Source organism: Celeribacter sp. HF31, from assembly GCF_011806455.1.
Classification (GTDB): Bacteria; Pseudomonadota; Alphaproteobacteria; order Rhodobacterales; family Rhodobacteraceae; genus Celeribacter.
In genome coordinates this window covers 188745-213333 of sequence record NZ_JAATOT010000001.1, presented here as the reverse complement: position 1 = coordinate 213333, position 24589 = coordinate 188745, and the positions used below count along the sequence as shown (strand labels likewise).

The following is a 24589-nucleotide window of genomic DNA, read 5'->3' as shown; positions in this document are numbered from 1 at the left end:
CCCGGCAATAAATGGTACTTTTCCGGCATGAGTGAGACCAGCCAGATCCCCGCCTTCAACCTCTTTGGCGAAACAAGCGCCTTCCCGGACGTGATCCATTGCGAGCGCATTTTTGATCGGGCGCAGCTGCACGGTTGGAAAATCTCTCCGCATCGACATCATCAGATGGCGCAGGTGTTTCACATTGAAACAGGCTTTGCGCAGGTCACGCTGGACGGGGAGGAAACCACTCTAAAAAATGGCGAATTTCTTTATGTTCCGCCGAAAATCGTGCATGGCTTTACCTTTGACAAGGGCACCGAAGGGTTTGTGCTGTCGCTCCCCTCTCCCGTGGTGCAGCGTCTCGGCCCGCAATCTCAACCTCTGACGGCATGGCTCAGCGGCACGCATCACGCGCCCCTCTCCGAAACGGCCAGCGGGCTCTTGTCTCAGATTGCGCGCTTCCATGACAAATCTGGTATATTTCGCGCACAAAAGCTTGTCGCCCTATCCCATGCGCTTTTGACAACATTGGCAGAAGAGAGCGTCCAGACCGACACGCCGGAGCAAGATCAGACGCGGCAGATGCAACAATTGGACGCCTTGATCGCCGATCACATGACGGACGGCTGGAGTGCTGCGGATTATGCCCGCGCGCTGCATATGACCGCCGGTCATTTAAACCGGATCGTGCGGCGCGACAGCGGGGTGACACTGACCGAATATCTCGAAACCGCGGTGATGACAGAGGCCTGTCGCCACCTCGCCTTTACGCGGCTGCCGGTGGCGGAGGTGGGCTATCGGCTGGGTTACACGGACCCGCCGTATTTCTCCCGCCGCTTCCGGGCGCGCATGGGGGAGACCCCCACGGCCTATCGCGCCCGGGTCGCGGGAGATCTTTAAGCGCTGAGCGGCAACCGCACCGGCAGAGGACGGCGCGCCACGCGTTTTGCCAGACGAACCATTTCCGCATCGCCCGTCGCGGCGAGTTTGCACCAAACAGCACGGAACAGAAGTTCGCCGGTCAACGCCATGAAATCATGGGCTTTCTCGACCGCCTGTGCCGCCATACCTGCGCGCGCGCCTTGCCAATCGGACAAAAGCGTGAGGCAGTCGGCATCGCCATACGCCAGTTCTTCGATCAGTTGCGCAAAGGCGTCCGGTCCCTCCGGCGCCCGCAGACCACGGGTCGCAAGCGCCACCGCATGGATGCCATTTGCCCCCTCGTAGATCGAAGTGATCCGCGCATCCCGCCAGGTCTGAGACACGCGGTACTCGGTCAGATAGCCGTAGCCGCCAAGCACCTGAATGCCGAGATCGGCGGCACGTATCCCCGCTTCTGTACAGAACACCTTGCAGATCGGTGTGAGAAAATCCACCAAAGCCCGATTCTGACCGAGGGTCAGTTCGGCCATGGTGAGATAGGTCATCGCACGGGCGCCGAGTGCGAGGGCTTTTTGCGCGTCCAGCATACGCTGCACATCCGGGTGATCGGCGAGCACGGCTTCGGAGCCGTCCGCATTACGTCCCTGTTTGCGCTCGGCGGCATAGTCCACCGCGATGTGATGCGCGCGCGACGCATGAGCCACGCCTTGCAGGGACACATCGAGGCGGGCGTGGTTCATCATGGTGAACATCGCCATCAGCCCCGCGCCCTCTTCGCCGATCAACTCGGCCTCCGCGCCATCGAAAGCCAGCTGACAGGTCGGCGAGGCATGGAGGCCCAGCTTTTCCTCAATCCGTGTCACCGTCACCGCGTTCCGCGCGCCATGAACCTCAGAGGGACAAAGGAACAAAGACAGGCCTTTGACCCCGTCGCCGCCAGTGCGGGCAAGCACGAGGTGCAGCACGTCTTCGGACATATCCTGATCGCCGCCAGAGATGAAAATTTTCTCTCCCTCGATCCGCCAGCTGCCCCCCGAAGGCGTGGCCTTGGTGCGGATACGAGAGAGATCGGAGCCCGCGCCCGGTTCGGTCAGGCACATTGTGGAGAGCGTCTCGCCCGCCGCAAGACGCGGAATCCAATACTGTTTTTGCGCGTCAGAGCCGAATTTCATCAGCGTCGAGATGGCGCCCGGCACGAGGTTGCAGACCATCTGCATCGCGTGGTTGGCGCCGGAGAAAATTTCTGAGACGCCCGCCGCCAAAAGCGCGTTCTGGCCCATACCACCGAAATCCTCGGGCGCGGTGAGGCCTTGCCACCCCCCCTCAGCGAGCTGAGTGTAGGCCTCTTTAAAACCGTCAGGCATGGTGACACGGCCGTCGGAAAGTGTGCAGCCCTGCGCGTCGCCCGGCTCGTCCAAAGGCGCGATGACGCCCTCGGCGAAGGCGGCGAAATGGCCAAGGATGCCCTCGGCAAGCTCCTCGTCCCACTCAGGCAAACGCTCCGCTCCGGCCACGTTGCGCAGGCAAAAGAGAATGTCATCGAGCGGCGCTTTGAACGGCGTCATGTCCGATCTCCTGTCTTCACGCGCGGAACAAAGGCCGCAGGCCGCCGCGCGATCGCCTGCCCGTTCGGGCGGGCTGGCGATTTTGTTGATGTTGACCTGCGCATGAACGTCGCTCGGATTTGGCCAAGATAAAGCGCCCCGACGTCAAGGGTGTTCGCCATCCCACGGGCAGCCAACCGCACGCTCCCACCACCCGGCGTCATTCGGTCACCCCCAGAAGCCGCATCGCGTTCTCCTTCAAAATCAAAGGCCGCACCTCGTCGCGGAACTCCGCTTTGTCAAAGGCGTCGAGCCACTTTTCAGGCGCGATCATCGGCCAGTCGGAGCCGAACAACATCTTGTTTTTCAACAAAGTATTCGCGTAACGCACCAGGATCGGCGGGAAGTATTTCGGCGACCAGCCGGAGAGGTCGATGTAGACATTGGGCTTGTGGGTCGCGACCGACAAAGCCTCTTCCTGCCACGGAAACGACGGGTGCGCGAGGATGATCGGCATGTCGGGAAAATCCACCGCCAGATCGTCCATATACATCGGGTTCGAGTACTTGAGACGCATGCCATTGCCGCCCTTCATCCCCGACCCGACCCCGGTCTGGCCGGTGTGAAACAGCGCTGGCTTGCCGGCCTCGGCGATGGCCTCATAGAGCACATAGGCGTTGCGGTCGTTGGGGTAAAACCCCTGCATCGTCGGGTGGAATTTAAAGCCCTGAATGCCGTGATTTTCCACCAGATCGCGCGCCTCACGGGCACCCAATTTGCCTTTCGCCGGATCGATGGAGGCGAAGGGGATGAGGATGTCGGAGTGCTTTGCGGCGGCGTCAGCGACCTCGTAATTGTCGTAGCGGCGATAGCCCGTCTCACGCTCGGCATCGACCGGGAAAATCACCGCAGCGATGTTTTTCTCGCGGTAATGCGCGGCGGTTTGGTCAATCGTGGGCGGATGGGACCACGGCGCGTTGAAATATTTCGCCATCGCGGATTGCAAATCGTCATAGCCGTCATCGTGATGACAGCCACAGGCCTCCTCGGCATGGGTGTGAAAATCAATCGCGCGGACGTTAGAAAAATCTACCATATTCAATTCCTTACACTCGGATCAGGGCCGGATCTTCGTTGTCGTAGAGACGCTCCAGAAGATCGGCGCGGCGGGTGATGATTTTGCGGGTGTTCAAAGACCCTTTGTCGGTGACCTCGCCATCTTTGAGAGAAGGCGGTTCGGCCAGGATGATGGCGCGGGCGATGCGTTTGGCGGAGCCAGAGGCGGCGCGGGCCATTTTACGCAAGACATGGTGGATTTCGGCCTGAAGATGATCGTCGATCACCGCGCCCTCGGAGGTGTTGTCGTCATGCACGTGATCCGGGCGCGGGAAGACGAAGAGGCCGATCTCGCCCCGGTCGTGACCGCAGATCACCACATCGAGCACCAGCCCGCGCAGAGCCTCCAGCGCATCAAGACGCAGTTTGCCCGCCTGGACCCAGGTGCCGGTCAGCAGTTTGAAATCCTCAGAGACGCGACCATCAAAGACAAGGCCCCGGTTCGGATCGTCCTTGTCGAGAAACTTCACCGCATCGCCGGTGATGAAAAAGCCGCCTTCGTCAAAGGCCTCCGCCGTTTTCTCCGGGTCATGCAGGTAGCCAGGCATGACATTCGGGCCTTTGACGCGGATTTCACAGCGCATGTCGTCATCGGGCAAAAGCTTGATCTCAGTTCCCGGCAGAGGCACGCCGATGACACCTGAGCGGCCGATATGTTCGTGCACCATGACGTTGGCCGGCGCAGTCTCGGTGAGGCCCCAGCTTGAGATCATCAGGGGCAGACGCCCGCGCACTTCCATCGCCATCTCTTCGAGCCGGGTCCAGATGTCCTGCGGCAGGGACGCGCCCGCATAGAACAGCATGTCGAGGTCTTTGAAATAGGCTTCTTTGAGGGCCTGATTGTGCTCCATCTCATGCACCAGCATCGAAAAACCGACAGGCACGTTGAAGGCGGCGGTGCCGGCCTTTTCGATCACGTTCTCAATCGTGTGCTGAAATAGGGCCTTCGTCGGCTTGCCATTATCAATGTAGAAAGAACCGCCGTGCATCAGCATCATGTTGACGTTGTGCGAGCCGCCAAAAACGTGGTTCCACGGCAGCCAATCGACGATGCGCTGCGGGCGCTCTTTCATGAAGGGCAGCACCGACGACATCTGGCTTTGGTTGGCGCACATCATGCGCTGTGTGGTCATCACGCCCTTTGGGTCGGAACTGGAGCCAGAGGTGAACAGGATTTTCGCCAGCGTGTCCGGCCCGACCCCCGCATGAACGGATGCAAGGTCGACGCCCGCGTCGCCTTTCAGGAGCTCAGCGAAAGGCGTGACGGGGCGTGGCGCGCCCGCGGGCAGTGAGGCCACGATTTCGATCCCCTCGAAATCCGACAGGCTCAGAGCCTTGGCATAGCGCGCGGCGTCATCGACGAAGGCCATTTTCGGTTTCGTCTTGCCTATCGCATATTGCAGGCGGAAATGGGCCTCTTCGATGAGGGAATATTGTTCGGCCAAGGGCACAGTGGGCACCCCCGCCCATTGCGCGCCAAACGACAGCAAAGCGTGATCGACGGAGTTGCCGGACATGATCAGGATCGGCGTCGACTCGTTGAGGCCGCGCGCAGCCAGAGAGGCCGCGATGGCTTTGACGCGCTCCAAAACCTCCGCATAGCCCAACTCGCGCCAGCCCGCACCGGAGCGTTCGGCGAGATAGGTCGTATCCGGACGCTCAAGGGCCCATTTTTCCAACCAGACCCCGGTGTGCTCGACCACCGGATCGAGCGGCAGGGCCGAAGTCAGGATAATCTCTTCCGTGCTCTTGCGGTCCATGCGCACCGAATGCGGTGCAAGCGTCAGCCCCGTCGTTTGATCTTTCATGCGTTCCTCCCTTAGCCGATCGGATGCGGCTATTTCCTCCCGACCCGGCCCAAAAGGGTCCGAAGCGTGGTGCGTTCTTCTGTGCTCAGCGCAGCAAACAGAGCCTCCTCATGGGCCGCGACTGCCCGCTCTGCTTCGCGCCATTTCTTGTCGCCCAGCGCGGTGGTGCGCAGGGCATATTGCCGCCGGTCGCCTTCGACGCGTCCGCGTTCGATCAGGTCGGCGCTTTCCAACTCATCCACCAAAACCACCACACCGGAGCGCTCGATATGCAGCGCCACGGCGAGGCGGCTCTGGGAGATGTCGGGGTTTTCCTTGATGATCGCGAGGGCGGAAAAAGACGTCATCCGAAGCCCCAGAGGCTCCAGCACCCGCGCCAGATCCTCGCGCACCATGAGAAAGGCACGCTTCATGGTGTAGCCCACGAATTGGCGCAGGTTCTGGTCCGTGATTTCGGTATCTTTGTCGCACTTGCTCATCGTCTCTTCCTCAGTTGGCCACCAAATCCACCAGCCAATAGCTCAGCACCGGGAAGCTGACCAGAATGGCGATGCGGAAGAATTCCGCGATGATGAAAGGCGTTGTGCCGCGGAAAATCTGGCTGGTCGGGATGTCCTTCGCCATCGAGGAGATGACAAAGAGGTTCATCCCCACAGGCGGCGTGATCAGCCCCATTTCGACCACCACCAAAGAGATGATGCCGAACCACATGGCTTGCTGTTCCGGCATGAGACCGAAATCCAGCGCCATGATCGTGGGGAAGAACACCGGCACGGTGAGCAAGATCATCGAGAGACTGTCCATGAGGCAGCCCATGACGAGGTAGAAAACAATGATCCCCATAAGCACCACCATCGGCGCGACGTTGGCGGCAGAGAAGTAATCGGCCACTTCGGAGGGCATGCGCGACAGCGCCAGCGCGACGTTGAAAATGTCGGCACCAAAGACGATGGCGAAAATCATCGCGGTCGAACCCGCCGTGTCGATCAGGCAATCAAGGATGGCCCGCCCGTCGAGACCACGGGTCAAAAGCCCCGCGACCAGCATCAGGATCACCCCGACGGAGGCGCCTTCCGCGGGCGTGAAGAACCCGCCATAGATGCCGCCCAGCACGATGACGAAGATCACGACCACATGCCAGATGTCTTTCAAGGCTTTCAGACGCTGCGCGAAGCTGGCGGGTTGATGGGTCGGGCCTTCTGAGGGGTAGAGCCGGACATAGATCGCGATGGCGATACAGAAGCCGATCACAGCCAGAATGCCGGGAATGGTGGCCGCCAGGAACAGCTTGACGATGTTCTGCTCGGTCAAAAGCGCGTAGATGATGAGCACCACGGAGGGCGGAATGAGAATGCCCAATGTGCCGCCCGCAGCCAAAGAGCCGGAAGCCAACGCGCCGGAATAGCCATGTTTACGCATCTCCGGCAGGGCCACGCGGGCCATGGTCGAGGCGGTCGCCAGAGACGAGCCGGAAATGGACCCGAACATCGCACAGCCCGCGACAGAGGCCATCGCCAGACCGCCGCGCAGGTGGCCGATCCAGGCATTGGACGCGGCAAAGATCGCGGCAGAGATGCCGGAGCGCGTCGCGAGATGTCCCATGAGGATGAACAAAGGCACGATGGCCAGCTCATAGGACATGAATTTATCGACCCAGGCCGTGTTGAAATAGGCCATGAGCGCATAGGGCGAGGCGAGCGTCACATAGCCCACGGCGCCGACCAGACCCATGCCCAAAGCAATCGGCATCCGGGCAAAGATCAGGATCAAAAGCCCCACGACCATCAGAATAGCAATCGTCATCGGTTCCATCAGCGCACCTCCAGACCGCGAAAGGCGGGGCTGATCATCGGCAGGCCCTGCAAAAAGGCCACGATGGCTGAAAGCCCGGTGCCCAAAAGCGCGGGCAAATAGACCCACCACACGGGCGCGCGCAGCAACATGGTGCGGTCGCCATAGTCATGCATTTCCAAAAGTCCCACTGCGAGCCGCCAGGTCAGAAACGCCCAACAGACGGCGAAAATCATTGTCCAGACGCCGTCAAAGCGGCGCTGGGTGACGGGTTTCAGCCAAAGCGTGAAGAGATCGACCATGACGTGCCCTTTGTTGAATTGGCACAGAGGCAAGAAGAGCGAGGCACAGGCCGCGCAGGCCAGCTCCACCAGTTCGAAATCCCCGCGAATGCCGCCCAAACCAAGGTTGCGCATCACCACCGACAGGGTGACGGCCAGAGAGGCCGCGAAAATCACCGCGCCGCCAAGCCCCGCAGAGCCAAGGCAAATCGCCCGGAGCGCGCGGAACAGGGGGGTGTGATCCCCCTGCCCAGTGTCTCCCTGCCCAGTGTCTGTGTTAAGCCGCTCGGCCATGAGGACTCACCCGGCGTCCAAAAGATCGTTGGCACGCGCCACGATGGCCGCGCCGTCGAGACCCGCATCGTTCAACTTGCCGATCCATTCGTCATAGACAGGCGTCGCCATCTCGCGCCATTTGGCGATTTCCGCCGCCGGAATGGTGTGGATCTCATTGCCCTGCTTTTCGACGACGCCACGCCCGAAGGCCTCGAACTCATCGAATTGCGCGCCGAGGCGACGGGACAGATCGGCGCCGGAATGATCGTCGATCACCTTGCGCAGATCGTCAGAGAGACCCTCGTATTTGCGCTCGTTCATCACCAGCGCGAAGGTGTTGCAATAGAGACCCCGCGCGCCCGCTTCGGGTTCGTTGGTCACAGAGGTCAGCTCCTGAAGCTTGAAGGCCGGCACCACCTCATAGGGCAGGCAACAGCCGTCGATCACGCCATTCGAAAGCCCCACGACCATCTCGGTCACCGGGAAGAACACAGTCTCGGCACCCATGATCTCCAACATCTTGCCGGTCGCTTGGTTCGGCGCGCGCAGTTTGAGGCCTTTGATGTCCTCGGCGGTCGAGATTTTCTGACCCCGGGTGTGGAACTTGCCGCCATCATGGGTGTGGAAGGCCAAGGGTTTCAGCCCGCGATATTCCTTCTGGCCGAATTCCTCCATCAGCGTATGCATCGCGACAGAGGTCTTTTCGGCATTGGTCACCATGAAGGGCAGCGCCATGGTTTCGGCCACCGGGAAACGGTCCGGCGTGTAGACCGGCAGGGTCCATGAGATGTCGGCAATGCCTTGGCGCGCCTGATCGGCGAGCTGGGGCGGTTTGCCGCCCAGCTGCATCGAGGGGAACATCTGCATCTCGATGGCGCCATCGGAGGCGTCAGAGATTTCCTTGGCCCAGACATCGAAGAACCGGGTCTGCATCGGCGCCACACCCGGCAGAAAATGCGCGACGCGCAGCGTCACTTCGGCGGCGTGGGCTTTTTTGAGAAATGCGGGGGTCGCAAGGGCGGCGCCCATCGTGGCCATGGCCATACGGCGTGTCATAGTTGTCATGTGTAATCCTCCCAAATCATGACGGATGCCCGGTTTGTCGCGGGCTATGTTGTGATTGGATGCGGGCCGCCTCCTCTGCAGCCCGCCTCAATACGCATTGCGAGAGCCCGTTAACGGAAGACAGGCACGCGCTTTTCCAAGAAGGCCTTGAGACCCTCCTCGGCATCTTCACTGGTCTGCGAGACGGCGGCGCACATGCTTTCCATGAACAATCCGTCGGCTTTCGACATATCCTCGATCCGGCTGATCGCCTGGATCATCATGTAGTTCGACAGCGTGGCGTTCTTGGCGATCTTGGCCGCGAGTTTCTGCGCCAGCGCCAGCGCTTCGCCCTCGCCCACGGCATAATGGGTGAGACCAAGCGCCAGACCTTCATCCGAATTGTATTTGCGCCCCGTGAGCATCATTTCGCACATGCGATCCGCGCCCAGAATGCGCCCCACACGCACGGTGGCCCCGCCGCCGACAAAGATGCCGCGCATGCCTTCGGGCAGCTGGAAAATCGTCGACGGTTCCGAGATTCGCACATGGGTGGCGGTGGCCATTTCAAGCCCTCCGCCGATGACAGCGCCATACATGGCGGAGATCACCGGAAGGCCGCCGAACTGGATTTTATCCATGACACCATGCCAATTGCGCGAGTGACGCATGGTGCCCTCGGCATTGCGGGCGACATGTTCGGAGAGATCGAGGCCGGAGCAATAATGCCCCTCGGTGCCCGTCATGATGACAACTCGCACACCTTCGGGCGGCGCGGAAAAGAACGCGTCGATGGCGTCCAAAAGCTCATCGCACATGGCGTTGCGCTTGCCGGGGCGGTTCATGGTCAGAGTGGCGATCGGCCCCTCGATGTCGATTTTCAAGATTTCGCTGGTCATTGGCTTTTCTTCTTATTTGATCGGCATGCGGGCTGCGGCGTCGAGGCGAATAACCGTCCCGTTCAGCATCGGGTTTTCAACGATGGCCTGCGCGAGGCGGGCATATTCGTCCGGGTCGCCCATGCGGGACGGGTACGGCACGTTTTTGAGAATGTCGGCGCGAATATCATCCGGCAGGCCTGCGCTCATCGCGGTCTCGAAAAGCCCCGGCGCGATGGCCATGACTCGGATGCCAAAGCGGGCAAGTTCGCGTGCGGCCGGGAGCGTCATCGAGGCCACGCCGCCTTTCGAGGCGGAATAGGCCGCTTGCCCGATTTGGCCGTCCTCAAACGCCACCGAGGAGGTGTTGATGATCACGCCGCGTGCCCCGTCCGCGTCGATGGGATCGGCAGCGGCCATGGCGCGCGCCGCGATGTTCATCACGGCATAAGTGCCCAGAAGGTTGACGTTCAGCGCCTTGGCGAAGGTGTCGATGGTGAGCGATCCGTCCCGCGGCAGGATGCGCCCCGCCGTGCCGATGCCCGCGCAGGAGACCACGATACGGGGCGTGCCCAGATCACCTTGGATCTGCGCAAATGCCGCCTCGACCGCCGCCGGATCGCTGACATCCACCGCATAGCCTGTGCCGCCGATCTCAGCGGCTGCCTTGGCTGCCGCCTCCCCCGACAGATCGAGAATGGCCACTGTGGCGCCCGCCTCGGCGAGGCGTTTTGCCGTGGCAAAGCCCAGCCCGCTGGCAGCACCCGTCACAACGGCGACATGCCCTTTGATCTCCATGATGTCTCCTCCCGTTTGAGAAAACCATGCAGAGGATTAATTGTTATGTCAATGAACAATTAAATCGCAGACCTATCTCGCACATGCAGCATGCTTGCACTCACAGGCTGATATGCAGGAAATCTTGGTTTGCGCGCAGCAAAGCGACGCGTTCGGGACAGATCTCCCCGCCACGCGCGCATTGCAGCGCAGCACGCTCAGTAAGCTGGTGTCAGGGCTTTTTGCCGAGAATCAGGGGCGCACGGCTGAGGTGGTTGCCACCATCCGCCGCCTTGGCCGCGAGGCGCAGGAATTCGCCCCGCTCCTCGTCCGACAGCCCAGAGAGGATATCGTCCTGAAACCCGCGCACCACGGGGATCAGCGCATCCAACAGCGCCTCGCCATCGGGCGTCAGATGCACCAAACGCGCGCGTCGGTCATGCTCACAGACCTTACGCACCATCAGCCCCTTGCTCTCCAGCCGGTCGATGACACCGCCAATCGTCGCGCGATCATAAGCGATGATCCCCGCCAGCCGCGCCTGATCGATACCCGGATTGGCGTGCACCGCATTCATCGCCGCGAATTGCACCGAGGTCATGGTCTGCCCCTGGGCCTTCATCCGCTCCTGAAACACGGACATCGAAATCTGATTCAATCTGCGAATCAGATGTCCGGCCATGTTGTGAATCTCAAGAGCCATGGATGTTCCCTTTCGCGTCCTGCGACATATTGCCGGCCTCCATGCCTCAATCGGGTGAGGCAGGTCAATAATAAGTATGCTTACGGAATTGACTCAGATCAATGGTAAGTATACCAACTATTCAGGGCGCAACGGGAGTGCGCCAGAAAATTGCGATAAAATTCGGAGGAGCTCACATGTCCATACGGGCGAAATTCACCCGCGCCAAGCTGCTCGGCACCATTGCCGCCGCCAGCATCGCGACCGCCACATCCGCCTTCGCGCAGGACGTCACCCTGATCATGCACCACTTCCTGCCGCCGGTGGCCAACGCCCATAAGGTGATGTTGGAGCCCTGGGCGCAGAAGGTCATGGACGACAGCGACGGACGCATCGAGGTTCAGATCTACCCCGCCATGTCGATGGGCGGCAAACCGGGCGAGCTCTATAACCAGGTGCGCGACGGCACGGCGGACATCGTCTGGACGCTTTTGGGCTACACGCCGGGCGTGTTCCCGCGCACCGAAGTGTTCGAACTGCCCACCGTGCACAAAGGCTCTGCCACCGACACGACCATCGCGCTGAACGCCTCGATGGACATGTTGGCCGAGGATTTCGAGGACATTCACATCCTGTTCCTGCACGCCAATGACGGCAACCTGATCCATTCTGGCAACAAGGAAGTCACCACATTTGAGGACGTCGCAGGCATGAAACTGCGCACGCCGTCGCGCACCGGGGCCTGGCTGATCGAAGGCATGGGCGCGGAGCCCGTAAGCCTTCCCGTGCCTGCCGTGCCCGAGGCCATGGCGAAAGGCGTGATCGACGGCGCGATGACCACCTATGAGATCGTCCCGGCGCTGAAATTGCAGGAACTCGACAAATACACCGCCGAGCTGCCGGATGGCGACCGTTTCGGCACCGCCGTTTTCATGGTGGCGATGAACAAGGACGTCTACGAGGACCTGCCCGACGATCTGAAGGCCGTGATCGACGCCAACTCCCGCGAAAACGTCGCAGCCGAGATCGGCGCGATGTGGGAAGGCTTTGAAGAGGCCGGCATCGGTGCGCTCGATGGCGCGGGCATCACCCGCCATGTGTTCTCTGACGAAGAAGCCGCGAAATTCAACGCGGTGAGCGAAGAGGTCGTGGCCCGCTGGGTCGATGAAGTCTCTGAAAAAGGCATCGACGGTGCCGCGCTTGTGGAGCAGGCCCGCGCGGCTGTCGCGGCCGCACACGGCGAATAATCTCTTCGAATACCCGAAAACCAGAGTGGCGGGCCGACCCCGCCGCTCATCCAAAACGAAACGCACCCAACCGGGAGGCATGCTATGCACGCTCATGTGACGCGTCTGGCAGACATATTCGCTATGCTTGGAGGCGCGATCCTCTTTGTCATCGTGATGGTCACCACCACCAACACTGGCGCCTTTATTCTTGATCGGTTCATGGGCCTGTTTGGCCAGGACGTCTCCGGCCTTCCGGGCTACGAAGATTTCGTCCAGCTCGCCATTTCCGGCGCGGCATTGATGTTTTTCCCCTACACGCAGGCCTCGCGCGGCCATGTCGCCGTCGATCTTTTCGTCGCCAATGCGCCGATGCCGGTGAAACGCGTTTTGGACCACATGTGGCTCACTTTGACGGCCGCAGTGGCGCTGTTTCTGGCCTATTGGATGGTCTTTGGGATGCTCGAATCCCGCTCTGACGCCGCCGAAGCCGGTGTGCTCGGCTGGCCGATCTGGCCCTTCTACATTCCCGGCATCGCCTCCATGGTCCTCTGGGCCGTGGTCTCCGTGAGCCAGATTTTCGGAGACGCGCGCTATGCTTGATCCCATCACCATCGGGGTTCTTGGCCTCGTCGTTCTCTTTGTCCTTCTGATCCTGCGCATGCCGGTCGGCATCGCGATGATCCTCGTCGGCATCGGCGGCACCTATGCGCTCTCGCTGGCGCTGCCCTATGTGCGTTTCGTGCCCTATATCCGTCAGTTCAAATCGCTCCTCTGGGAGAATGTCGCGAGCTACGATCTCTCTGTCGTGCCTCTGTTCGTGCTGATGGGCTACATCGCCGCCGAGGCGCGGCTGTCCTCGGACCTGTTCAAAGGTCTCGAAGCCCTGCTGTCGCGTCTCAGAGGCGGCGTGGCCATGGCGGCGATCGCGGCATGCGGCGGCTTTGGCGCGGTTTGCGGGTCTTCGCTGGCGACCGCCGCGACCATGGGCAAAGTGGCTCTGCCGGAGCTCAAAGAGCTGGGCTACAAAGACCGTCTCTCCGCAGGCGCGTTGGCCGCAGGCGGCACGCTCGGCATTCTGATCCCGCCGTCGGTGGCACTGGTGATCTATGCGATCATCGTCGAAGGGTCGATCCTCAAGATGTTCCAGGCCGCCGTGATCCCGGGCCTTCTGGCCGTGCTGTCCTTTATCGGCGTGATCGCCATTCTGGTGCGTGTGGACCCGTCTCTGGCGCCCGAACCGCGCCCGATGCCGCGCGCGGAACGCAACCTGGCGCTCAAACGCCTGTTCCCGGTGATCCTCATCTTTGGCGCGATCATTCTGGGTCTGGGGTTCGGCCTCTTCACGCCCACGCCCGCCGCCTCTATCGGCGTCTTCCTGATCGGTGCCTATGGCTTTGCGCTGCGCGCTCTGACCGGCGAAGGGCTGAACCTCAAAGGCCTGCGCCGCGCGTTGCAAGCCACCGCGATCACGTCGGGCATGATCTACCTGATCCTCTTTGGCGCCGAGGTGCTCAAGGGCTTCTTCACCCGCTCCGGCCTGCCGCAGGCGCTCTCCGAATGGGCGGCGAATTCCGGCATGGACCCGATGCTGATCCTCGTGATCATGCTCATCGCCTTTGTCGTCCTGGGCTGTTTCATGGAAAGCCTCGCGATGATCCTCGTCGTGGTGCCCTTCTTCTGGCCGACGCTCATTGCGCTCAACGGCGGAGAATATGTCACCGCTGACACGGCCGCCTACGGCATGGACACCGAAAGCCTCAAAATCTGGTTCGGCATCCTCGCGCTCATTGTGGTCGAGCTCGGGCTGATCACGCCCCCTGTCGGCCTCAACGTCTTCATCATCTCCTCGCTCGCCAAGGACACGCCCATGTCCACCGTCTTCCGCGGTGTCATGCCCTTCCTCGGCTCAGAGGTCATCCGTGTGGGCCTCATCCTGATGATCCCGGCCCTCACCCTCACCATTCCGCGCCTCATCGGCGGCTGACATAAGGAGACACTACCATGTCCGATCTTCCCATTATCATTGCCGGTGGCGGCATCGGCGGCCTTGCTGCCGCCTGTGGTCTGGCCCGCAAAGGCCACCGTTCCATCGTGGTCGAACAGGCGCCCGCCTTGGGCGAGATCGGCGCCGGCATCCAGATCGGTCCGAACGCCTTCCATTGCTTCGACTATCTGGGCGTTGGCGACGAAGCGCGCGAGAAGGCGGTCTATATCGACAAGCTGCGCCTGATGGATGCGCAAACCGCAGAGGACATCACCTCTATTCCCCTGGACGAACCGTTCCGCGAGCGCTTCAAAAACCCCTACGCCGTTGTGCACCGCGCCGACCTGCATGGCGTGCTCCTGAAGTATTGCGAAGACAGCCCGCTGGTGGACATCCGCACCTCACATGTGGTCGAAGGCTACGAGCAAGACGGCACCTCCGTCACCCTCAAGGTAAAAGACCGTGATCCGATCAAAGGCTCTTTCCTGATTGGGGCAGAGGGTCTGCGCTCCCCGATCCGCAACCAAATGATCGGCGACGGCGAGCCGCGGATTTCCGGACACACCACCTATCGTTCCGTCATTCCGACCGAACAGATGCCCGAAGACCTGCGCTGGAACGCCGCTACGCTTTGGGCCGGTCCGAAATGTCACATCGTGCATTACCCGCTCAAAGGCTGGAAGGTCTTCAACCTCGTCGTGACCTATCACCGCGACGTCCAAGAGGCCATCGCAGGCCGTCCCGTGTCGAAAGAAGAGGTCGCCGCAGGGTTCGAGCACATCCACCCGAAGGCCCGTCAGGTCATCGAACATGGCTCTGATTGGAAACTCTGGGTGCTCTGCGACCGCGATCCGATCTCGAATTGGGTCGAGGACCGTGTGGCTTTGCTGGGCGATGCCGCGCACCCGATGCTTCAGTATTTCGCCCAAGGCGCCTGTATGGCCATGGAAGACGCCGTCGCCATGTCCCATTGCATCGAGCATTACGGCGAGAACGTCGAACGCGCGCTCCAGATTTATCAGGAGATGCGCAAGGTCCGCACCGCCCGCGTTCAGATGAATTCGCGTCTCATCGGCGAATACATCTACCACCCGGACGACGCCAAAGCCGCCGTGCGCAACCACGTCATGTCGGGCATGTCGCAGGATGAATGGTACGACCAGCTCTCCTGGCTCTATGGCTCCACCGGCCTCGACGACACGACTGTGAACGCCGCGTTGAAAACCGCCGCTGAATAACTCCCAAAGAAACGCAAAAAGGACAAACCCTATGGCTTATGTCTTCCCCCCCGCTGAGCCGGCCACCGTGGCCGTCGATGGCTCCGACGATCGTCTGCCGGTCCGCCGCATCTTCTGCGTCGGTCGCAACTACGCCGCCCACGCCCGTGAGATGGGCAAGGACCCGGATCGCGATCCGCCCTTTTTCTTCACCAAACCGGCCGATGCCGTGGTGGACAGCGGCGAGACCGTCGCCTACCCGCCGGAGACCGAGAACTTCCACTACGAGGCGGAACTCGTGGCGGTGATCGGCAAAGCCGGCAAGAACATCGCGGAAGAGGACAGCCTCTCGCACGTCTGGGGCTATGCCGTCGGCAACGACCTGACGCGCCGCGACCTGCAACTTGCGGCCCGCGAACAGGGCCGTCCGTGGGATTGGGGCAAGGCGTTTGACCGCTCCGCCGTCATCGGTCCGGTCTTCCCGGTGGAAAAAGTCGGCCACCCGGACAAGGGCTCGATCAAGCTCACGGTGAATGGCGAGGTGAAACAGGACGCAGACCTGAACGAGTTGATCTGGTCCGTACCGGAAATCATCTCCATCCTGTCTCATTCCATCGCGCTTGAGCCGGGTGACCTGATCATGACCGGCACGCCTGCAGGCGTCGGCGCCATGGTGCCGGGTGATGTCTGTGTGGTGTCCATCGAGGGGCTTGGCTCCATCGAGACCCCTATCGGACCGCGTGAGGCCTAAGACATGCCCCTGAAGTTGCACAACTTCTTCCGATCCTCAACATCAACGCGGCTCCGTGCCGCGTTGAACCTCAAGGGCTTGGACTACGACTACATTCCCTATGTGCTCCGCACCGGGGAGACGCGGACGCCCGAGTATCTGGCGAAGAACCCGCAGGGTCTGGTCCCCACCCTTGAGCGCGAGGACGGCAGTTATCTGACGCAATCTCTCGCCATCATGGAATGGCTGGAGGAAACGCATCCGGAGCCTGCGCTTTTGCCCGCAGATGCCGAGGGCCGCGCCCGTGTGCGTGCGCTGTCCTACATGATCGCCTGCGAGATTCATCCGCTCAACAACCTGCGCGTTTTGTTCCGTATTCGTGATCAGTTTGGCGCCGATGAGGAGGCCCAGAAAGAGTGGTTCACCCATTGGGTCACGCTCACATTCGACGCGCTGGAAGCCGAGCTGTCCGCTTCACCGCAGACCGGCCTCTATTGCCACGGGGACACGCCGACCATGGCCGATTGCTGCCTCTATGCGCAGGTCTGGAACAACAAACGCTTTGGCGTGCCGCTTGAAAACTGGCCGGTGATTTCGCGCATCTATGCGGCACTCGACAAGTTGCCTGCCTTCACCAAAGCCGCGCCGCCCAACCAACCCGACGCCGCCTGAGGCGGCCCCTATACCGGAGGAATTTCACCATGCTGACCGAAGATCGCAGCCACGACACCATCGAGCACGGCATGCAGCCGGAGGACACGCCGGAGCTGCGTGAACTCTATAAAGGCTTCGAAGAGAACAACCTTTTGCCGCTCTGGACCCAGTTGGGCGACCTGATGCCGATGGTGCCCAAGTCCAAGGCCGTGCCGCATGTTTGGCGGTGGGCCGATCTTTTGCCGCTGGCGGAGAAATCCGGCGAGCTGGTGCCGGTGGGGCGGGGCGGCGAGCGTCGTGCGATTGGCCTTGCGAACCCCGGTCTCGGCGGCAATGCCTATGTGACGCCCACGCTCTGGGCCGCGATCCAGTATCTCTGCCCGGGCGAGAACGCGCCGGAGCACCGCCACTCGCAAAACGCGTTTCGGTTTGTGGTCGAGGGCGAAGGTGTCTGGACCGTGGTCAACGGCGATCCCGTGCGCATGTCGCGCGGCGATCTTTTGCTGACGCCGGGCTGGAATTTCCACGGCCACCACAACATCGCCAACGAGCCAATGGCCTGGATCGACGGGCTCGACATTCCGTTCAGCCAACAGATGGATGTGGGCTTTTTCGAGTTTGGTTCCGACCGGGTGACCGACAATGCGACGCCGGATTATTCGCGTGGCGAACGGCTCTGGTGCCATCCGGGTCTGCGGCCTCTGTCGCAGCTGCAAAACACCGTGTCATCGCCCATCGGCGCCTATCGTTGGGAGTTCACCGACCGCGCCCTGACCGAACAGCTCCTGCTCGAAGACGAGGGCCAACCCGCCACCGTCGAGCAGGGCCATGCCGCGATCCGCTACGTCAACCCAACCACTGGCGGCGACGTGATGCCGACGATCCGCTGCGAGTTCCACCGGTTGCGGGCGGGCACGCAGACGGCCACGCGCAATGAGGTCGGCTCCACCGTGTTCCAAGTGTTTGAGGGCAAGGGCGCCGTCGTGCTGAACGGGGTCGAGCATAAACTGGAAAAAGGCGATATGTTCGTCGTGCCCTCCTGGGTGCCGTGGTCCTTGCAGGCCGAGACGCAATTCGATCTGTTCCGTTTTTCGGATGCGCCGATCATGGAACGCCTCGGCTTCATGCGTCAGATGGTCGAGGGGCAATAACATGTCTCTCACCGAGACAGACATCGCCGCCCGCGAAGCGCTGAAAGCCCGCCTGGGCAAGGGGGCGCGGTTCGACGCCCCCAACGCGCCAGCCGAGGATTTGTTGCTCGCCCGGCGCGGCACCGCCTATTTCGCCCGCAAACTCATGGAACTGTCGGATGAGGATCTCTATGGCCCCTCCGCAATTTCCGGCCTGAGCCGCGCGCATGTGATCGTCCGCGTCAGCTACGAGGCCCGCTATCAGGCGCTGGCTCTGGAGGCCTTGAACAAGGGTGAGGTCTTGGAATTGCCCGAGGAACTGCCCTCGCTCGATCTTGCCGCCACCCTTCCGGCCCGCGCGCTTCGGCACCTGTTTCAGCATTCCGAAGTGCATCTCAACGTCTGCTGGCGCGACCTCTCAGAGGATCAATGGGATGCGGCGCTCACATTGGCCGACGGCACGCAAACCACACCCCGCGCCCTTCCCTTGATGCGGGCAAAAGGCATCTGGCAAGGCGCGCTTGATCTCGGCAATGGCGCGCGTCTGGCCGATCTGCCGCAAAACCTGCGCTAAGTCTCCCCGCACCTCGGTCAACACTGGCCTTTGACAGCACCTGCGCGGCCTGTCACGGCGCAAATGCCGCGGGCGTAGAGGGATCCGGGCCGCCGCTCGTCCATGTGAACTACGAACCTTCGCACCATGGCGACATGGCCTTTGTCATGGCCGCCCAGCGTGGGGTTCAGTCACACCACTGGCGTTTTGACGACATGCCTCCGCAGGAGGGGCTGACGCAGGGCGACATCAAGGCGATCATCGCCTATGTCCGCGAAGTGCAACGCGCAAACGGCATCCATTGAAACGGGAGCCTGCCCGGGACGCACCCGGCAGGTTCAGTTCTCAAGCAAGTGCTCGTAACGCGCATCCGTCAGGGTCTTCATAAAGGCCACCAGCGCGTCAATCTCGCGATCCTCAAGCGCCGGTCCCGTGGTCAGCTCTTCCATCGAGAGGTTCTCCGCCACCTCCGGCGCACCAAAGCGTTCGCCGGTCTCCGGGTTGATCATCCGCGCGTCGGATTTCGTGTTGTAGGTGTTGTAAAACAGCACGACCGTGCGCAGGTCCTGAAACACGCCGTTGTGCATATAGGGCCCGGTGACGGCGACGTTGCGCAGGGTCGGCACCTTGATCTTGCCTTCCAAACCCGCCGTGCTCTCGACCATCGCATTCTGCGCCAGCCCCAGATCGGGATGCCCGCGCCCGACGCCGTTCATATCACGCAGCGCGCCATTCTCCGGCACGCCGATGTTGTGATATTCATAGTTGGTGAAGGTTTCGCCCTCCATCCCTGCACGCGGCTTGAGCTCGTGGCAGAGGTTGCAATTGGTGAATTGCTGCGAAAAGAACAGCGTCTCGCCCAGCATTTCCTCCCGCGTCAACTCCGCCTCACCGCGCAGGTAACGGTCGTATTTGCTGTCAAAGGGCGAGAACAGATCGGTGCCTTCAAAGGCGGCAATCGCCTTGGTCATCGCCGCATAGGCCTCGTCTTGGTCGGCAAAAATCTCGTCTCCGAACAGGTCTTTGAAGGCCACGACATAGGCCGGGTTTTCCTCGAGCCGCGCCACCACGGAAGCGGCATTCGGCATGCCCATCTCGATCGGGTTCAACGGCGGCCCGCCCGCCTGATCGGCCAGCGTCGCGGCGCGCCCGTCGTGAAACTGCCCCCCGCGATAGACACCCTCATCTAGCTTTTCGAACATCGGCGCGAAATGCGCGTAGCTCGCAGTCGGCGCATTGCGGTCCCCTATGGAAACGCCATCGTCGCCCGGCGAAGCCATGCCGCGCGGGTCGGCAAAGCCGTAGTCAGGATTGTGACAGGTCGAGCAGGATTGCGTGCGGTTCTGTGACAGGTTTTCGTCGAAAAACAGCGCCTCCCCCAGACCTTCGAGCGTGGCAAGGTCTTCGGCCATCGCCGGAGCGGCCAGCAGGGTGCAAAGAAGCGGGAGAGCAAGTGTTTTCATCATGGGTTTACCGTGGAGCATGGGCGGGTTTCCAAAGCGAGGTCCGTCGGGACAGCTTTACCCGAGCTTTTCAATCGGGAATTTGACCGAAGTCAAGCCCCGCGCCAAAATCGTGATCATGCGCGCATGCCCGGCGCAGGCGTTTGACACCACCTTGACCACTTGACGCTCCAAAATCCATGGCCTAAACACAGGGCTCTACGCGGCGGGCGTTGTGTAGTGGTAAGACCTTAGCCTTCCAAGCTAATGACGCGGGTTCGATTCCCGCCGCCCGCTCCAAACTCCCCCCATATCAATATCAGCCATATCGAGTTTCAGCCTCAGGATCACGGAAGCTTTGTTTTCTCTTTGGCACAAATACTCAAAAAAAAACGGGGCCCCGAAGGACCCCGCTTGAACGTCTTATCCCCTGAGATCACTTCTCAAAGGCGCAGCCCGCCGGGATGCCGAGTTTGGCAAAGACCTTCGCCGCCGGGCACCAGCCGGTGAAGGAGGATTGCAAAAGGTTGGCGCCGATGAACACGGTCAGCCAGACAAAGCCGGGGTGGACGAATTGGGTCAGCGCGACGCTGACCAGAACCATGATGCCGGCAAAGCGGAACATAGCGCGGTCGATGGACATGAGGGATTCTCCGTGAATGGATGTCAGATTTGCAACAGACGTAGCAGGCTCTGAAAACAAATTCAATATTGTGAATGTAGTCTACACGCCCACGCCAGAGCGCACGCGAAATGTCCCCTGTGCCGTGGCGATCAGCTCGCCGGTCTCATCGACAAGCGTACCTTCGGTAAAAAACGTCTTGGCCCCGCCGCCCCTGCGCCGCCCTTCCGCGATCAGCCGCGTGCCTTTCGGGCGCGACAGGTAGTTGACCGTCATCGACAGCGTCAACGTCATGCGCCGGTCCTCTGCCTCGCCGGTATACGCACCGGAATAGCCCATCGCCGTGTCCAGCATCAGCGCATAAATCCCGCCATGGGGAATGCCCGAGCGGTTCAGGTGATGTGGCGCCACCGTCATCTCAAACCGCGCGACATCCCTGTCCCATCCGGTCATTTCAACACCCAGATGCGCCAGTGCCGCCGACGGCCCTTCGAGCAAAGTTGTCTTCATGCGTCGATCTCCTCGATCAGCTCTGGACCCGTGGCCCGGTTGGAATTCACGGCCTTATCGACGCGGTGAAATGTCAGTGTGTCATCTGCCGCGGGCTGCATCAAACGCGCCGCGCCATGGCCCTCTTCGCCCAGCCATTTGCCCCAGTCCCGGGGTTGCAAAATGACCGGGATGCGGTGATGAATTTCGGCCATGCGACCCGTGGCCTGGGTCGTCACCATCGCGCAGGATGTCAGACGCTCGCCGTCCTGCTCCCAGTCCTGCCAGATGCCCGCAAAGACCATGGGGCCCTCACCCGCAGGCCGGATGTACCACGGTAGCTTCTCGCCACCTTCGGGCCGGAACCATTCATAAAATCCATCCGCCGGAATGAGACACCGCCGCGTGCGGCAGGCCTCGCGGAAGGCAGGTTTCTCGGCGAGGGTTTCTGCGCGCGCGTTGATCAGAAGCGGCCCGTCGGAAGGCGCTTTATACCAGCGCGGAATGAATCCCCAGCGCATCGGCACGAGGCGGCGCTGATCTGTCTCGCGATAGATGACGTGGATCTGTGTGGTCGGGCAGATGTTGTAATTCGGGATCGGCGGCAGATCATTCGCGGGCGCCGCTTCGAAAAGCTGCGCCATGGCGTCACTGGGCAAGGTCAGGGCAAAACGTCCGCACATAGGTGCATTTTATCGGCTCAGTTGGCGGGGGCCAGAGCGGATCGTGCGCGCGGGGGCAAATATTTCACCCTCCGTCAGCCGGGAATTTGAGAGGCCAAGCCTGCATACTCAAGCCACAGACCACCTTTCCTCTCGCACATTTTCATCGAGCATTAAGGTTAATCAGATTAACCTTAATGTTGGGTAAAAAATGTGGGCTAAAAAAGGTACGAGACAGAAACAGCCGTGCTGGTTTCAGAGCGTGTCAGGCACTGAGTTCCCCGTCACCGATGCGCCTTGCGCGCGAGATCAATTTTGGCGTCCATCATCGACATCTCTTTCATGATCTCGGTGCGCCGTGTCCGGTCGCCAGTCTCGCGCAGCTCTTCACGCAGCTTCTCAAGCTCTCGCGACAGAGTCACAAATTCCGGTACACCGCCGTTTTCCTTGATCACCCGATTGAGCAACGCGTTCTCCGGGTCGTCCTCCTCCGGCAAAGGCTTGCCCGCCCCCGGCAAGTTGTCGAAAGCGCCGTCGCGCTCGGCCTCGGCAATTTTCTGGTTGATCAGATCGAGAAGCGGATGATCCATCTACGCTCCCTTCGCCGCTTTGAAGCGCGCGAGACTGTCCTCGGACCAGACCTCTTTCGGCTTGTAAAACCCTTCGAACACCTGCGCGCCGGGGGGCAAAACGACCCAGGGCAGTTTGGTGGAGGTGAAGATATGCACATCCGGCACGATCTCGGCGCGTTCCTCAAGCGTGCCGCAACGCACAAAGGCAAGGGCCTCGCCCGAGCCCGCGTAATGCGACCAAAGCGCCACCTTGCAGGCCGGACAGCGCGCGATGCTCTGGCCATGGCCCGAATTCGAGGGCGTCATGACCATGTCCGGCGCGCCTTTTGTCACTTTGATCTCAGAGGTCTCAACATAGGCATTGAGCGCAAAGGCCGATCCGGTTTCTCGCTGGCACCAGGTGCAATGACAGCAATGCACGATCATCGGCGAAGCCGTGACCTCGAACTCCACCTCACCACATGTGCAACGCCCGTGCATGAACACACCTCCCATAGAAAAGCCCCCGCATGATCGCGAGGGCTTCTCAATTTGTCCAGATCGAACCGCTTACTTACCCATCGCGGTTCCGCGATTTACTTCACAGTGATGCGGCCATCCGTGTAGGGCTCGTACGGCGCGTTTTCGATCATATATTCGGCCAGAACATCGGCGAGGTCGGGACCGAAATCATAGGCATTCTCGGCGCTCAGGAACATTTTGTAGCCGTCCCCGCCATTGCGGACGTAGTTGTTCGACACGACGCCATACATCTTGTCCATCTCGATCGGCGCACCGCCAACCATCACGTCAGAGATGCGCGCGCCCTCTTCAGCCGCCGGGTCGACGGTGAAAGACATGCCGGCCACCTGCGGGAAACGCCCCGCGCCATCGGCCATCTGGGACACACCGTTCTCAAGCGCTTCGACCATGGTCGCGCCGGAGACATGGAAGGTCGACAGCGTGTTCTGGAACGGCAGCACGGTCAGCACATCGCCCATGGTCACCTGACCGGCGGGAATGGAGGCGCGCACGCCACCGCCGTTTTGAATGGCGATCTCAATGCCCTGATCCTTCACGCGGTCCAGCATGGCGTCGGCCACGAGGGTGCCCATCGGGCATTCGACAGACCGACAGGTCTCACGAGAACCGTCGATGTCGGCAGCAGCCTCGGCCACAACCTTGGCTTTCAGCTCCTCGATCGGACCGGCCAGCTCGGCCACGCGGGCCTTGATTTCTTCGTCTTCGGCCACGGAGGCATCCAAAAGGATCGTGTCGCCGGTCGCGGCGGTCACATTGCCCTCATCGTCGAAGGTCAGCACGAGGTGGCCGACATATTTCGAATAGGCGTAGGCCTGCACCACCGGCACGTCACCGACCATGGTCGGGTAGGTGTAGGGCGCCTCCTCGGTGTTGGAGAAAAGCGTGTGGGAGTGACCGCCCACGACGGCATCGAGGCCGGAGACGCCTTCCGCAATTGCGAGGTCTTTCTTCGCGCCGACATGGTTGAGGGCGATGATCTTGGTCACGCCTTCGTCGGTCAGCGTGTCGACATCATGTTGCAGGTTCTCGATCTCGTCGGAGAAGATCACCGCATCGGAGGGGCTTGAGGTTTCCGGCGTATCGACCGCGAGCGCGGAGACGATGCCGATTTTCTCGCCGCCGACTTCGAGCACAAGGTGATCGTTCAACTTGCCCGCGAGGATGTTCGATTGCGACACGTCGATGTTGCCGGAGACGACGGGGAACTCAGCACCGTCCAGCAGCTTCAAAAGACCTTCGTCGCCGTCATCGAACTCATGGTTGCCCACGGCCATGGCGTCAAAGCCGATCTTGTTCATGAACTCGATCTCTGCATCGCCCTTGTAGGTCGTGTACATCAAAGAGCCCTGATACTGATCGCCCGCGTCCAGCACGATGACGTTTTCACCGTCAAGCTCGCTGCGCAGCTGGTTGATCATCGTCGCCACACGGGCCACACCGCCAAAGCACTCACCGGCGTCATTGTCCTCGGCCGAGCAGGTGTTGTCATATTTGGTGATCGGCTCGAGGCGGCTGTGCAAGTCATTGATATGAATAACATGCAAGGTGTATTCGGCATGCGCCGCGCCAGCCATCAGAGCCGTGACAGCGGTGGTGGTGAGAACTTTTTTGAGCATATCTTGCCCCCTGTTAAACTAGATGACCTTGAGCCTGACCAAAGTTTATCAAAGAGTCAAAGCCCTGATCCGGAATTTGGCTACATTCGCAACGTAACAGGGGTGT

At 61.1% G+C, this 24589-nt stretch carries 26 protein-coding genes, 1 tRNA gene and 1 pseudogene; 11 read left to right on the top strand and 17 right to left on the bottom strand.

Features of this window, described 5'->3' with window-relative positions; translation table 11 throughout:
* Nucleotides 1-27: 27 nt before the first annotated feature.
* Complete coding sequence (locus tag HCZ23_RS01070; protein WP_167599852.1) at nucleotides 28-882, top strand: helix-turn-helix domain-containing protein; 855 nt, start codon at nucleotides 28-30, stop codon at nucleotides 880-882.
* Here the strand turns inward: HCZ23_RS01070 and HCZ23_RS01065 are convergent.
* The 10 genes from HCZ23_RS01065 to HCZ23_RS01020 form a co-directional block, all read right to left on the bottom strand.
* On the bottom strand, nucleotides 879-2429 hold the full coding sequence (locus tag HCZ23_RS01065) for an acyl-CoA dehydrogenase family protein (RefSeq protein ID WP_167599851.1): 1551 nt from the start codon (nucleotides 2427-2429) through the stop codon (nucleotides 879-881). The two genes, HCZ23_RS01070 and HCZ23_RS01065, sit on opposite strands and share 4 nt — an antisense overlap.
* Before the next feature lie 199 nt (nucleotides 2430-2628).
* Nucleotides 2629-3504: an amidohydrolase family protein gene (locus HCZ23_RS01060; protein ID WP_167599850.1), complete on the bottom strand. Its 876-nt coding sequence runs from the start codon at nucleotides 3502-3504 to the stop codon at nucleotides 2629-2631.
* A gap of 10 nt (nucleotides 3505-3514) precedes the next feature.
* Nucleotides 3515-5332, bottom strand: coding sequence for a feruloyl-CoA synthase (locus tag HCZ23_RS01055; RefSeq protein ID WP_167599849.1), 1818 nt, complete (start codon nucleotides 5330-5332; stop codon nucleotides 3515-3517).
* Between the two features lie 29 nt (nucleotides 5333-5361).
* Complete coding sequence (locus tag HCZ23_RS01050) at nucleotides 5362-5811, bottom strand: MarR family winged helix-turn-helix transcriptional regulator (protein WP_167599848.1); 450 nt, start codon at nucleotides 5809-5811, stop codon at nucleotides 5362-5364.
* A 10-nt stretch (nucleotides 5812-5821) separates the two neighbouring features.
* Nucleotides 5822-7144, bottom strand: a complete 1323-nt coding sequence (locus HCZ23_RS01045; RefSeq protein ID WP_167599847.1) for a TRAP transporter large permease — start codon at nucleotides 7142-7144, stop codon at nucleotides 5822-5824.
* Entirely contained in the window at nucleotides 7144-7698 is a 555-nt protein-coding gene (locus HCZ23_RS01040) for a TRAP transporter small permease (protein WP_167599846.1), read from the bottom strand. The genes HCZ23_RS01045 and HCZ23_RS01040 overlap by 1 nt, the downstream gene beginning before the upstream one ends.
* 6 nt (nucleotides 7699-7704) lie before the next feature.
* Nucleotides 7705-8745 (bottom strand): TRAP transporter substrate-binding protein, encoded by a 1041-nt coding sequence (locus HCZ23_RS01035; protein WP_254869842.1) that lies wholly within the window; start codon nucleotides 8743-8745, stop codon nucleotides 7705-7707.
* Between the two features lie 110 nt (nucleotides 8746-8855).
* Nucleotides 8856-9623, bottom strand: coding sequence for a crotonase/enoyl-CoA hydratase family protein (locus tag HCZ23_RS01030; RefSeq protein WP_167599845.1), 768 nt, complete (start codon nucleotides 9621-9623; stop codon nucleotides 8856-8858).
* A gap of 12 nt (nucleotides 9624-9635) precedes the next feature.
* On the bottom strand, nucleotides 9636-10400 hold the full coding sequence (locus HCZ23_RS01025; protein ID WP_167599844.1) for an SDR family NAD(P)-dependent oxidoreductase: 765 nt from the start codon (nucleotides 10398-10400) through the stop codon (nucleotides 9636-9638).
* Between the two features lie 211 nt (nucleotides 10401-10611).
* Nucleotides 10612-11082, bottom strand: coding sequence for a MarR family winged helix-turn-helix transcriptional regulator (locus HCZ23_RS01020; RefSeq protein ID WP_167599843.1), 471 nt, complete (start codon nucleotides 11080-11082; stop codon nucleotides 10612-10614).
* 176 nt (nucleotides 11083-11258) lie between these two features.
* Between HCZ23_RS01020 and HCZ23_RS01015 the strand changes: the two genes are divergently transcribed.
* The 9 genes and pseudogenes from HCZ23_RS01015 to HCZ23_RS00975 all read left to right on the top strand — a co-directional run.
* Nucleotides 11259-12308 (top strand): TRAP transporter substrate-binding protein, encoded by a 1050-nt coding sequence (locus HCZ23_RS01015; RefSeq protein WP_167599842.1) that lies wholly within the window; start codon nucleotides 11259-11261, stop codon nucleotides 12306-12308.
* 84 nt (nucleotides 12309-12392) lie between these two features.
* Nucleotides 12393-12890, top strand: a complete 498-nt coding sequence (locus HCZ23_RS01010) for a TRAP transporter small permease (RefSeq protein ID WP_167599841.1) — start codon at nucleotides 12393-12395, stop codon at nucleotides 12888-12890.
* On the top strand, nucleotides 12883-14274 hold the full coding sequence (locus tag HCZ23_RS01005; RefSeq protein WP_167599840.1) for a TRAP transporter large permease: 1392 nt from the start codon (nucleotides 12883-12885) through the stop codon (nucleotides 14272-14274). Before HCZ23_RS01010 ends, HCZ23_RS01005 begins: the two co-directional genes overlap by 8 nt.
* A gap of 17 nt (nucleotides 14275-14291) precedes the next feature.
* Nucleotides 14292-15512 carry a 3-hydroxybenzoate 6-monooxygenase gene (locus HCZ23_RS01000; protein WP_167599839.1) on the top strand — a complete coding sequence of 407 codons (1221 nt, stop codon included), beginning with the start codon at nucleotides 14292-14294 and terminating at the stop codon, nucleotides 15510-15512.
* A 31-nt stretch (nucleotides 15513-15543) separates the two neighbouring features.
* A complete protein-coding gene (locus HCZ23_RS00995; RefSeq protein ID WP_167599838.1) occupies nucleotides 15544-16242 on the top strand; it encodes a fumarylacetoacetate hydrolase family protein in 699 nt (232 codons plus the stop codon).
* Between the two features lie 3 nt (nucleotides 16243-16245).
* The gene (maiA, locus tag HCZ23_RS00990) at nucleotides 16246-16893 is read left to right on the top strand and encodes a maleylacetoacetate isomerase (protein ID WP_167599837.1); all 648 of its coding nucleotides are present in this window, start codon (nucleotides 16246-16248) and stop codon (nucleotides 16891-16893) included.
* Nucleotides 16894-16922: 29 nt separating this feature from the next.
* Entirely contained in the window at nucleotides 16923-18026 is a 1104-nt protein-coding gene (locus HCZ23_RS00985) for a cupin domain-containing protein (RefSeq protein ID WP_167599836.1), read from the top strand.
* A gap of 1 nt (nucleotide 18027) precedes the next feature.
* Entirely contained in the window at nucleotides 18028-18579 is a 552-nt protein-coding gene (locus tag HCZ23_RS00980) for a maleylpyruvate isomerase N-terminal domain-containing protein (RefSeq protein ID WP_167599835.1), read from the top strand.
* Nucleotides 18580-18605: 26 nt separating this feature from the next.
* Nucleotides 18606-18863: pseudogene (locus tag HCZ23_RS00975) on the top strand (cytochrome c); the annotation flags it as partial.
* A 33-nt stretch (nucleotides 18864-18896) separates the two neighbouring features.
* On the opposite strand, the gene HCZ23_RS00970 reads toward HCZ23_RS00975, so the two are convergent.
* A complete protein-coding gene (locus HCZ23_RS00970; RefSeq protein WP_167599834.1) occupies nucleotides 18897-20021 on the bottom strand; it encodes a cytochrome-c peroxidase in 1125 nt (374 codons plus the stop codon).
* A 205-nt stretch (nucleotides 20022-20226) separates the two neighbouring features.
* Between HCZ23_RS00970 and HCZ23_RS00965 the strand changes: the two genes are divergently transcribed.
* A tRNA-Gly gene (locus tag HCZ23_RS00965) sits at nucleotides 20227-20300 on the top strand.
* A gap of 136 nt (nucleotides 20301-20436) precedes the next feature.
* Here the strand turns inward: HCZ23_RS00965 and HCZ23_RS00960 are convergent.
* The 6 genes from HCZ23_RS00960 to HCZ23_RS00935 form a co-directional block, all read right to left on the bottom strand.
* On the bottom strand, nucleotides 20437-20643 hold the full coding sequence (locus HCZ23_RS00960) for a DUF2892 domain-containing protein (protein WP_167599833.1): 207 nt from the start codon (nucleotides 20641-20643) through the stop codon (nucleotides 20437-20439).
* Nucleotides 20644-20724: 81 nt separating this feature from the next.
* On the bottom strand, nucleotides 20725-21132 hold the full coding sequence (locus HCZ23_RS00955; protein ID WP_167599832.1) for a PaaI family thioesterase: 408 nt from the start codon (nucleotides 21130-21132) through the stop codon (nucleotides 20725-20727).
* On the bottom strand, nucleotides 21129-21794 hold the full coding sequence (locus HCZ23_RS00950; RefSeq protein ID WP_167599831.1) for an SOS response-associated peptidase: 666 nt from the start codon (nucleotides 21792-21794) through the stop codon (nucleotides 21129-21131). Before HCZ23_RS00950 ends, HCZ23_RS00955 begins: the two co-directional genes overlap by 4 nt.
* 263 nt (nucleotides 21795-22057) lie before the next feature.
* Nucleotides 22058-22363 (bottom strand): DUF1992 domain-containing protein, encoded by a 306-nt coding sequence (locus HCZ23_RS00945; protein WP_167599830.1) that lies wholly within the window; start codon nucleotides 22361-22363, stop codon nucleotides 22058-22060.
* Nucleotides 22364-22825: a GFA family protein gene (locus HCZ23_RS00940; RefSeq protein ID WP_167600276.1), complete on the bottom strand. Its 462-nt coding sequence runs from the start codon at nucleotides 22823-22825 to the stop codon at nucleotides 22364-22366.
* A 95-nt stretch (nucleotides 22826-22920) separates the two neighbouring features.
* Nucleotides 22921-24483 (bottom strand): bifunctional UDP-sugar hydrolase/5'-nucleotidase, encoded by a 1563-nt coding sequence (locus HCZ23_RS00935; RefSeq protein ID WP_167599829.1) that lies wholly within the window; start codon nucleotides 24481-24483, stop codon nucleotides 22921-22923.
* Between the last annotated feature and the right edge of the window lie 106 nt (nucleotides 24484-24589).

Excerpts from the sequence above, each read along its gene's own strand:
- HCZ23_RS01035 (WP_254869842.1), bottom strand. The coding sequence starts at position 8,745 with ATGACAACTATGACACGCCGTATGGCCATGGCCACGATGGGCGCCGCC.
- HCZ23_RS01020 (WP_167599843.1), bottom strand. The coding sequence starts at position 11,082 with ATGGCTCTTGAGATTCACAACATGGCCGGACATCTGATTCGCAGATTG.
- HCZ23_RS01050 (WP_167599848.1), bottom strand. The coding sequence starts at position 5,811 with ATGAGCAAGTGCGACAAAGATACCGAAATCACGGACCAGAACCTGCGC.
- HCZ23_RS00960 (WP_167599833.1), bottom strand. The coding sequence starts at position 20,643 with ATGTCCATCGACCGCGCTATGTTCCGCTTTGCCGGCATCATGGTTCTG.
- HCZ23_RS00935 (WP_167599829.1), bottom strand. The coding sequence starts at position 24,483 with ATGCTCAAAAAAGTTCTCACCACCACCGCTGTCACGGCTCTGATGGCT.
- HCZ23_RS00955 (WP_167599832.1), bottom strand. The coding sequence starts at position 21,132 with ATGAAGACAACTTTGCTCGAAGGGCCGTCGGCGGCACTGGCGCATCTG.
- HCZ23_RS01045 (WP_167599847.1), bottom strand. The coding sequence starts at position 7,144 with ATGGAACCGATGACGATTGCTATTCTGATGGTCGTGGGGCTTTTGATC.
- HCZ23_RS00970 (WP_167599834.1), bottom strand. The coding sequence starts at position 20,021 with ATGAAAACACTTGCTCTCCCGCTTCTTTGCACCCTGCTGGCCGCTCCG.
- HCZ23_RS01030 (WP_167599845.1), bottom strand. The coding sequence starts at position 9,623 with ATGACCAGCGAAATCTTGAAAATCGACATCGAGGGGCCGATCGCCACT.
- HCZ23_RS01065 (WP_167599851.1), bottom strand. The coding sequence starts at position 2,429 with ATGACGCCGTTCAAAGCGCCGCTCGATGACATTCTCTTTTGCCTGCGC.
- HCZ23_RS01070 (WP_167599852.1), top strand. The coding sequence starts at position 28 with ATGAGTGAGACCAGCCAGATCCCCGCCTTCAACCTCTTTGGCGAAACA.
- HCZ23_RS01010 (WP_167599841.1), top strand. The coding sequence starts at position 12,393 with ATGCACGCTCATGTGACGCGTCTGGCAGACATATTCGCTATGCTTGGA.
- HCZ23_RS00985 (WP_167599836.1), top strand. The coding sequence starts at position 16,923 with ATGCTGACCGAAGATCGCAGCCACGACACCATCGAGCACGGCATGCAG.
- HCZ23_RS01000 (WP_167599839.1), top strand. The coding sequence starts at position 14,292 with ATGTCCGATCTTCCCATTATCATTGCCGGTGGCGGCATCGGCGGCCTT.
- HCZ23_RS00945 (WP_167599830.1), bottom strand. The coding sequence starts at position 22,363 with ATGGATCATCCGCTTCTCGATCTGATCAACCAGAAAATTGCCGAGGCC.
- HCZ23_RS00950 (WP_167599831.1), bottom strand. The coding sequence starts at position 21,794 with ATGTGCGGACGTTTTGCCCTGACCTTGCCCAGTGACGCCATGGCGCAG.
- HCZ23_RS01015 (WP_167599842.1), top strand. The coding sequence starts at position 11,259 with ATGTCCATACGGGCGAAATTCACCCGCGCCAAGCTGCTCGGCACCATT.
- HCZ23_RS00940 (WP_167600276.1), bottom strand. The coding sequence starts at position 22,825 with ATGCACGGGCGTTGCACATGTGGTGAGGTGGAGTTCGAGGTCACGGCT.
- HCZ23_RS01040 (WP_167599846.1), bottom strand. The coding sequence starts at position 7,698 with ATGGCCGAGCGGCTTAACACAGACACTGGGCAGGGAGACACTGGGCAG.
- HCZ23_RS01005 (WP_167599840.1), top strand. The coding sequence starts at position 12,883 with ATGCTTGATCCCATCACCATCGGGGTTCTTGGCCTCGTCGTTCTCTTT.
- HCZ23_RS00980 (WP_167599835.1), top strand. The coding sequence starts at position 18,028 with ATGTCTCTCACCGAGACAGACATCGCCGCCCGCGAAGCGCTGAAAGCC.
- maiA (WP_167599837.1), top strand. The coding sequence starts at position 16,246 with ATGCCCCTGAAGTTGCACAACTTCTTCCGATCCTCAACATCAACGCGG.
- HCZ23_RS01025 (WP_167599844.1), bottom strand. The coding sequence starts at position 10,400 with ATGGAGATCAAAGGGCATGTCGCCGTTGTGACGGGTGCTGCCAGCGGG.
- HCZ23_RS01055 (WP_167599849.1), bottom strand. The coding sequence starts at position 5,332 with ATGAAAGATCAAACGACGGGGCTGACGCTTGCACCGCATTCGGTGCGC.
- HCZ23_RS01060 (WP_167599850.1), bottom strand. The coding sequence starts at position 3,504 with ATGGTAGATTTTTCTAACGTCCGCGCGATTGATTTTCACACCCATGCC.
- HCZ23_RS00995 (WP_167599838.1), top strand. The coding sequence starts at position 15,544 with ATGGCTTATGTCTTCCCCCCCGCTGAGCCGGCCACCGTGGCCGTCGAT.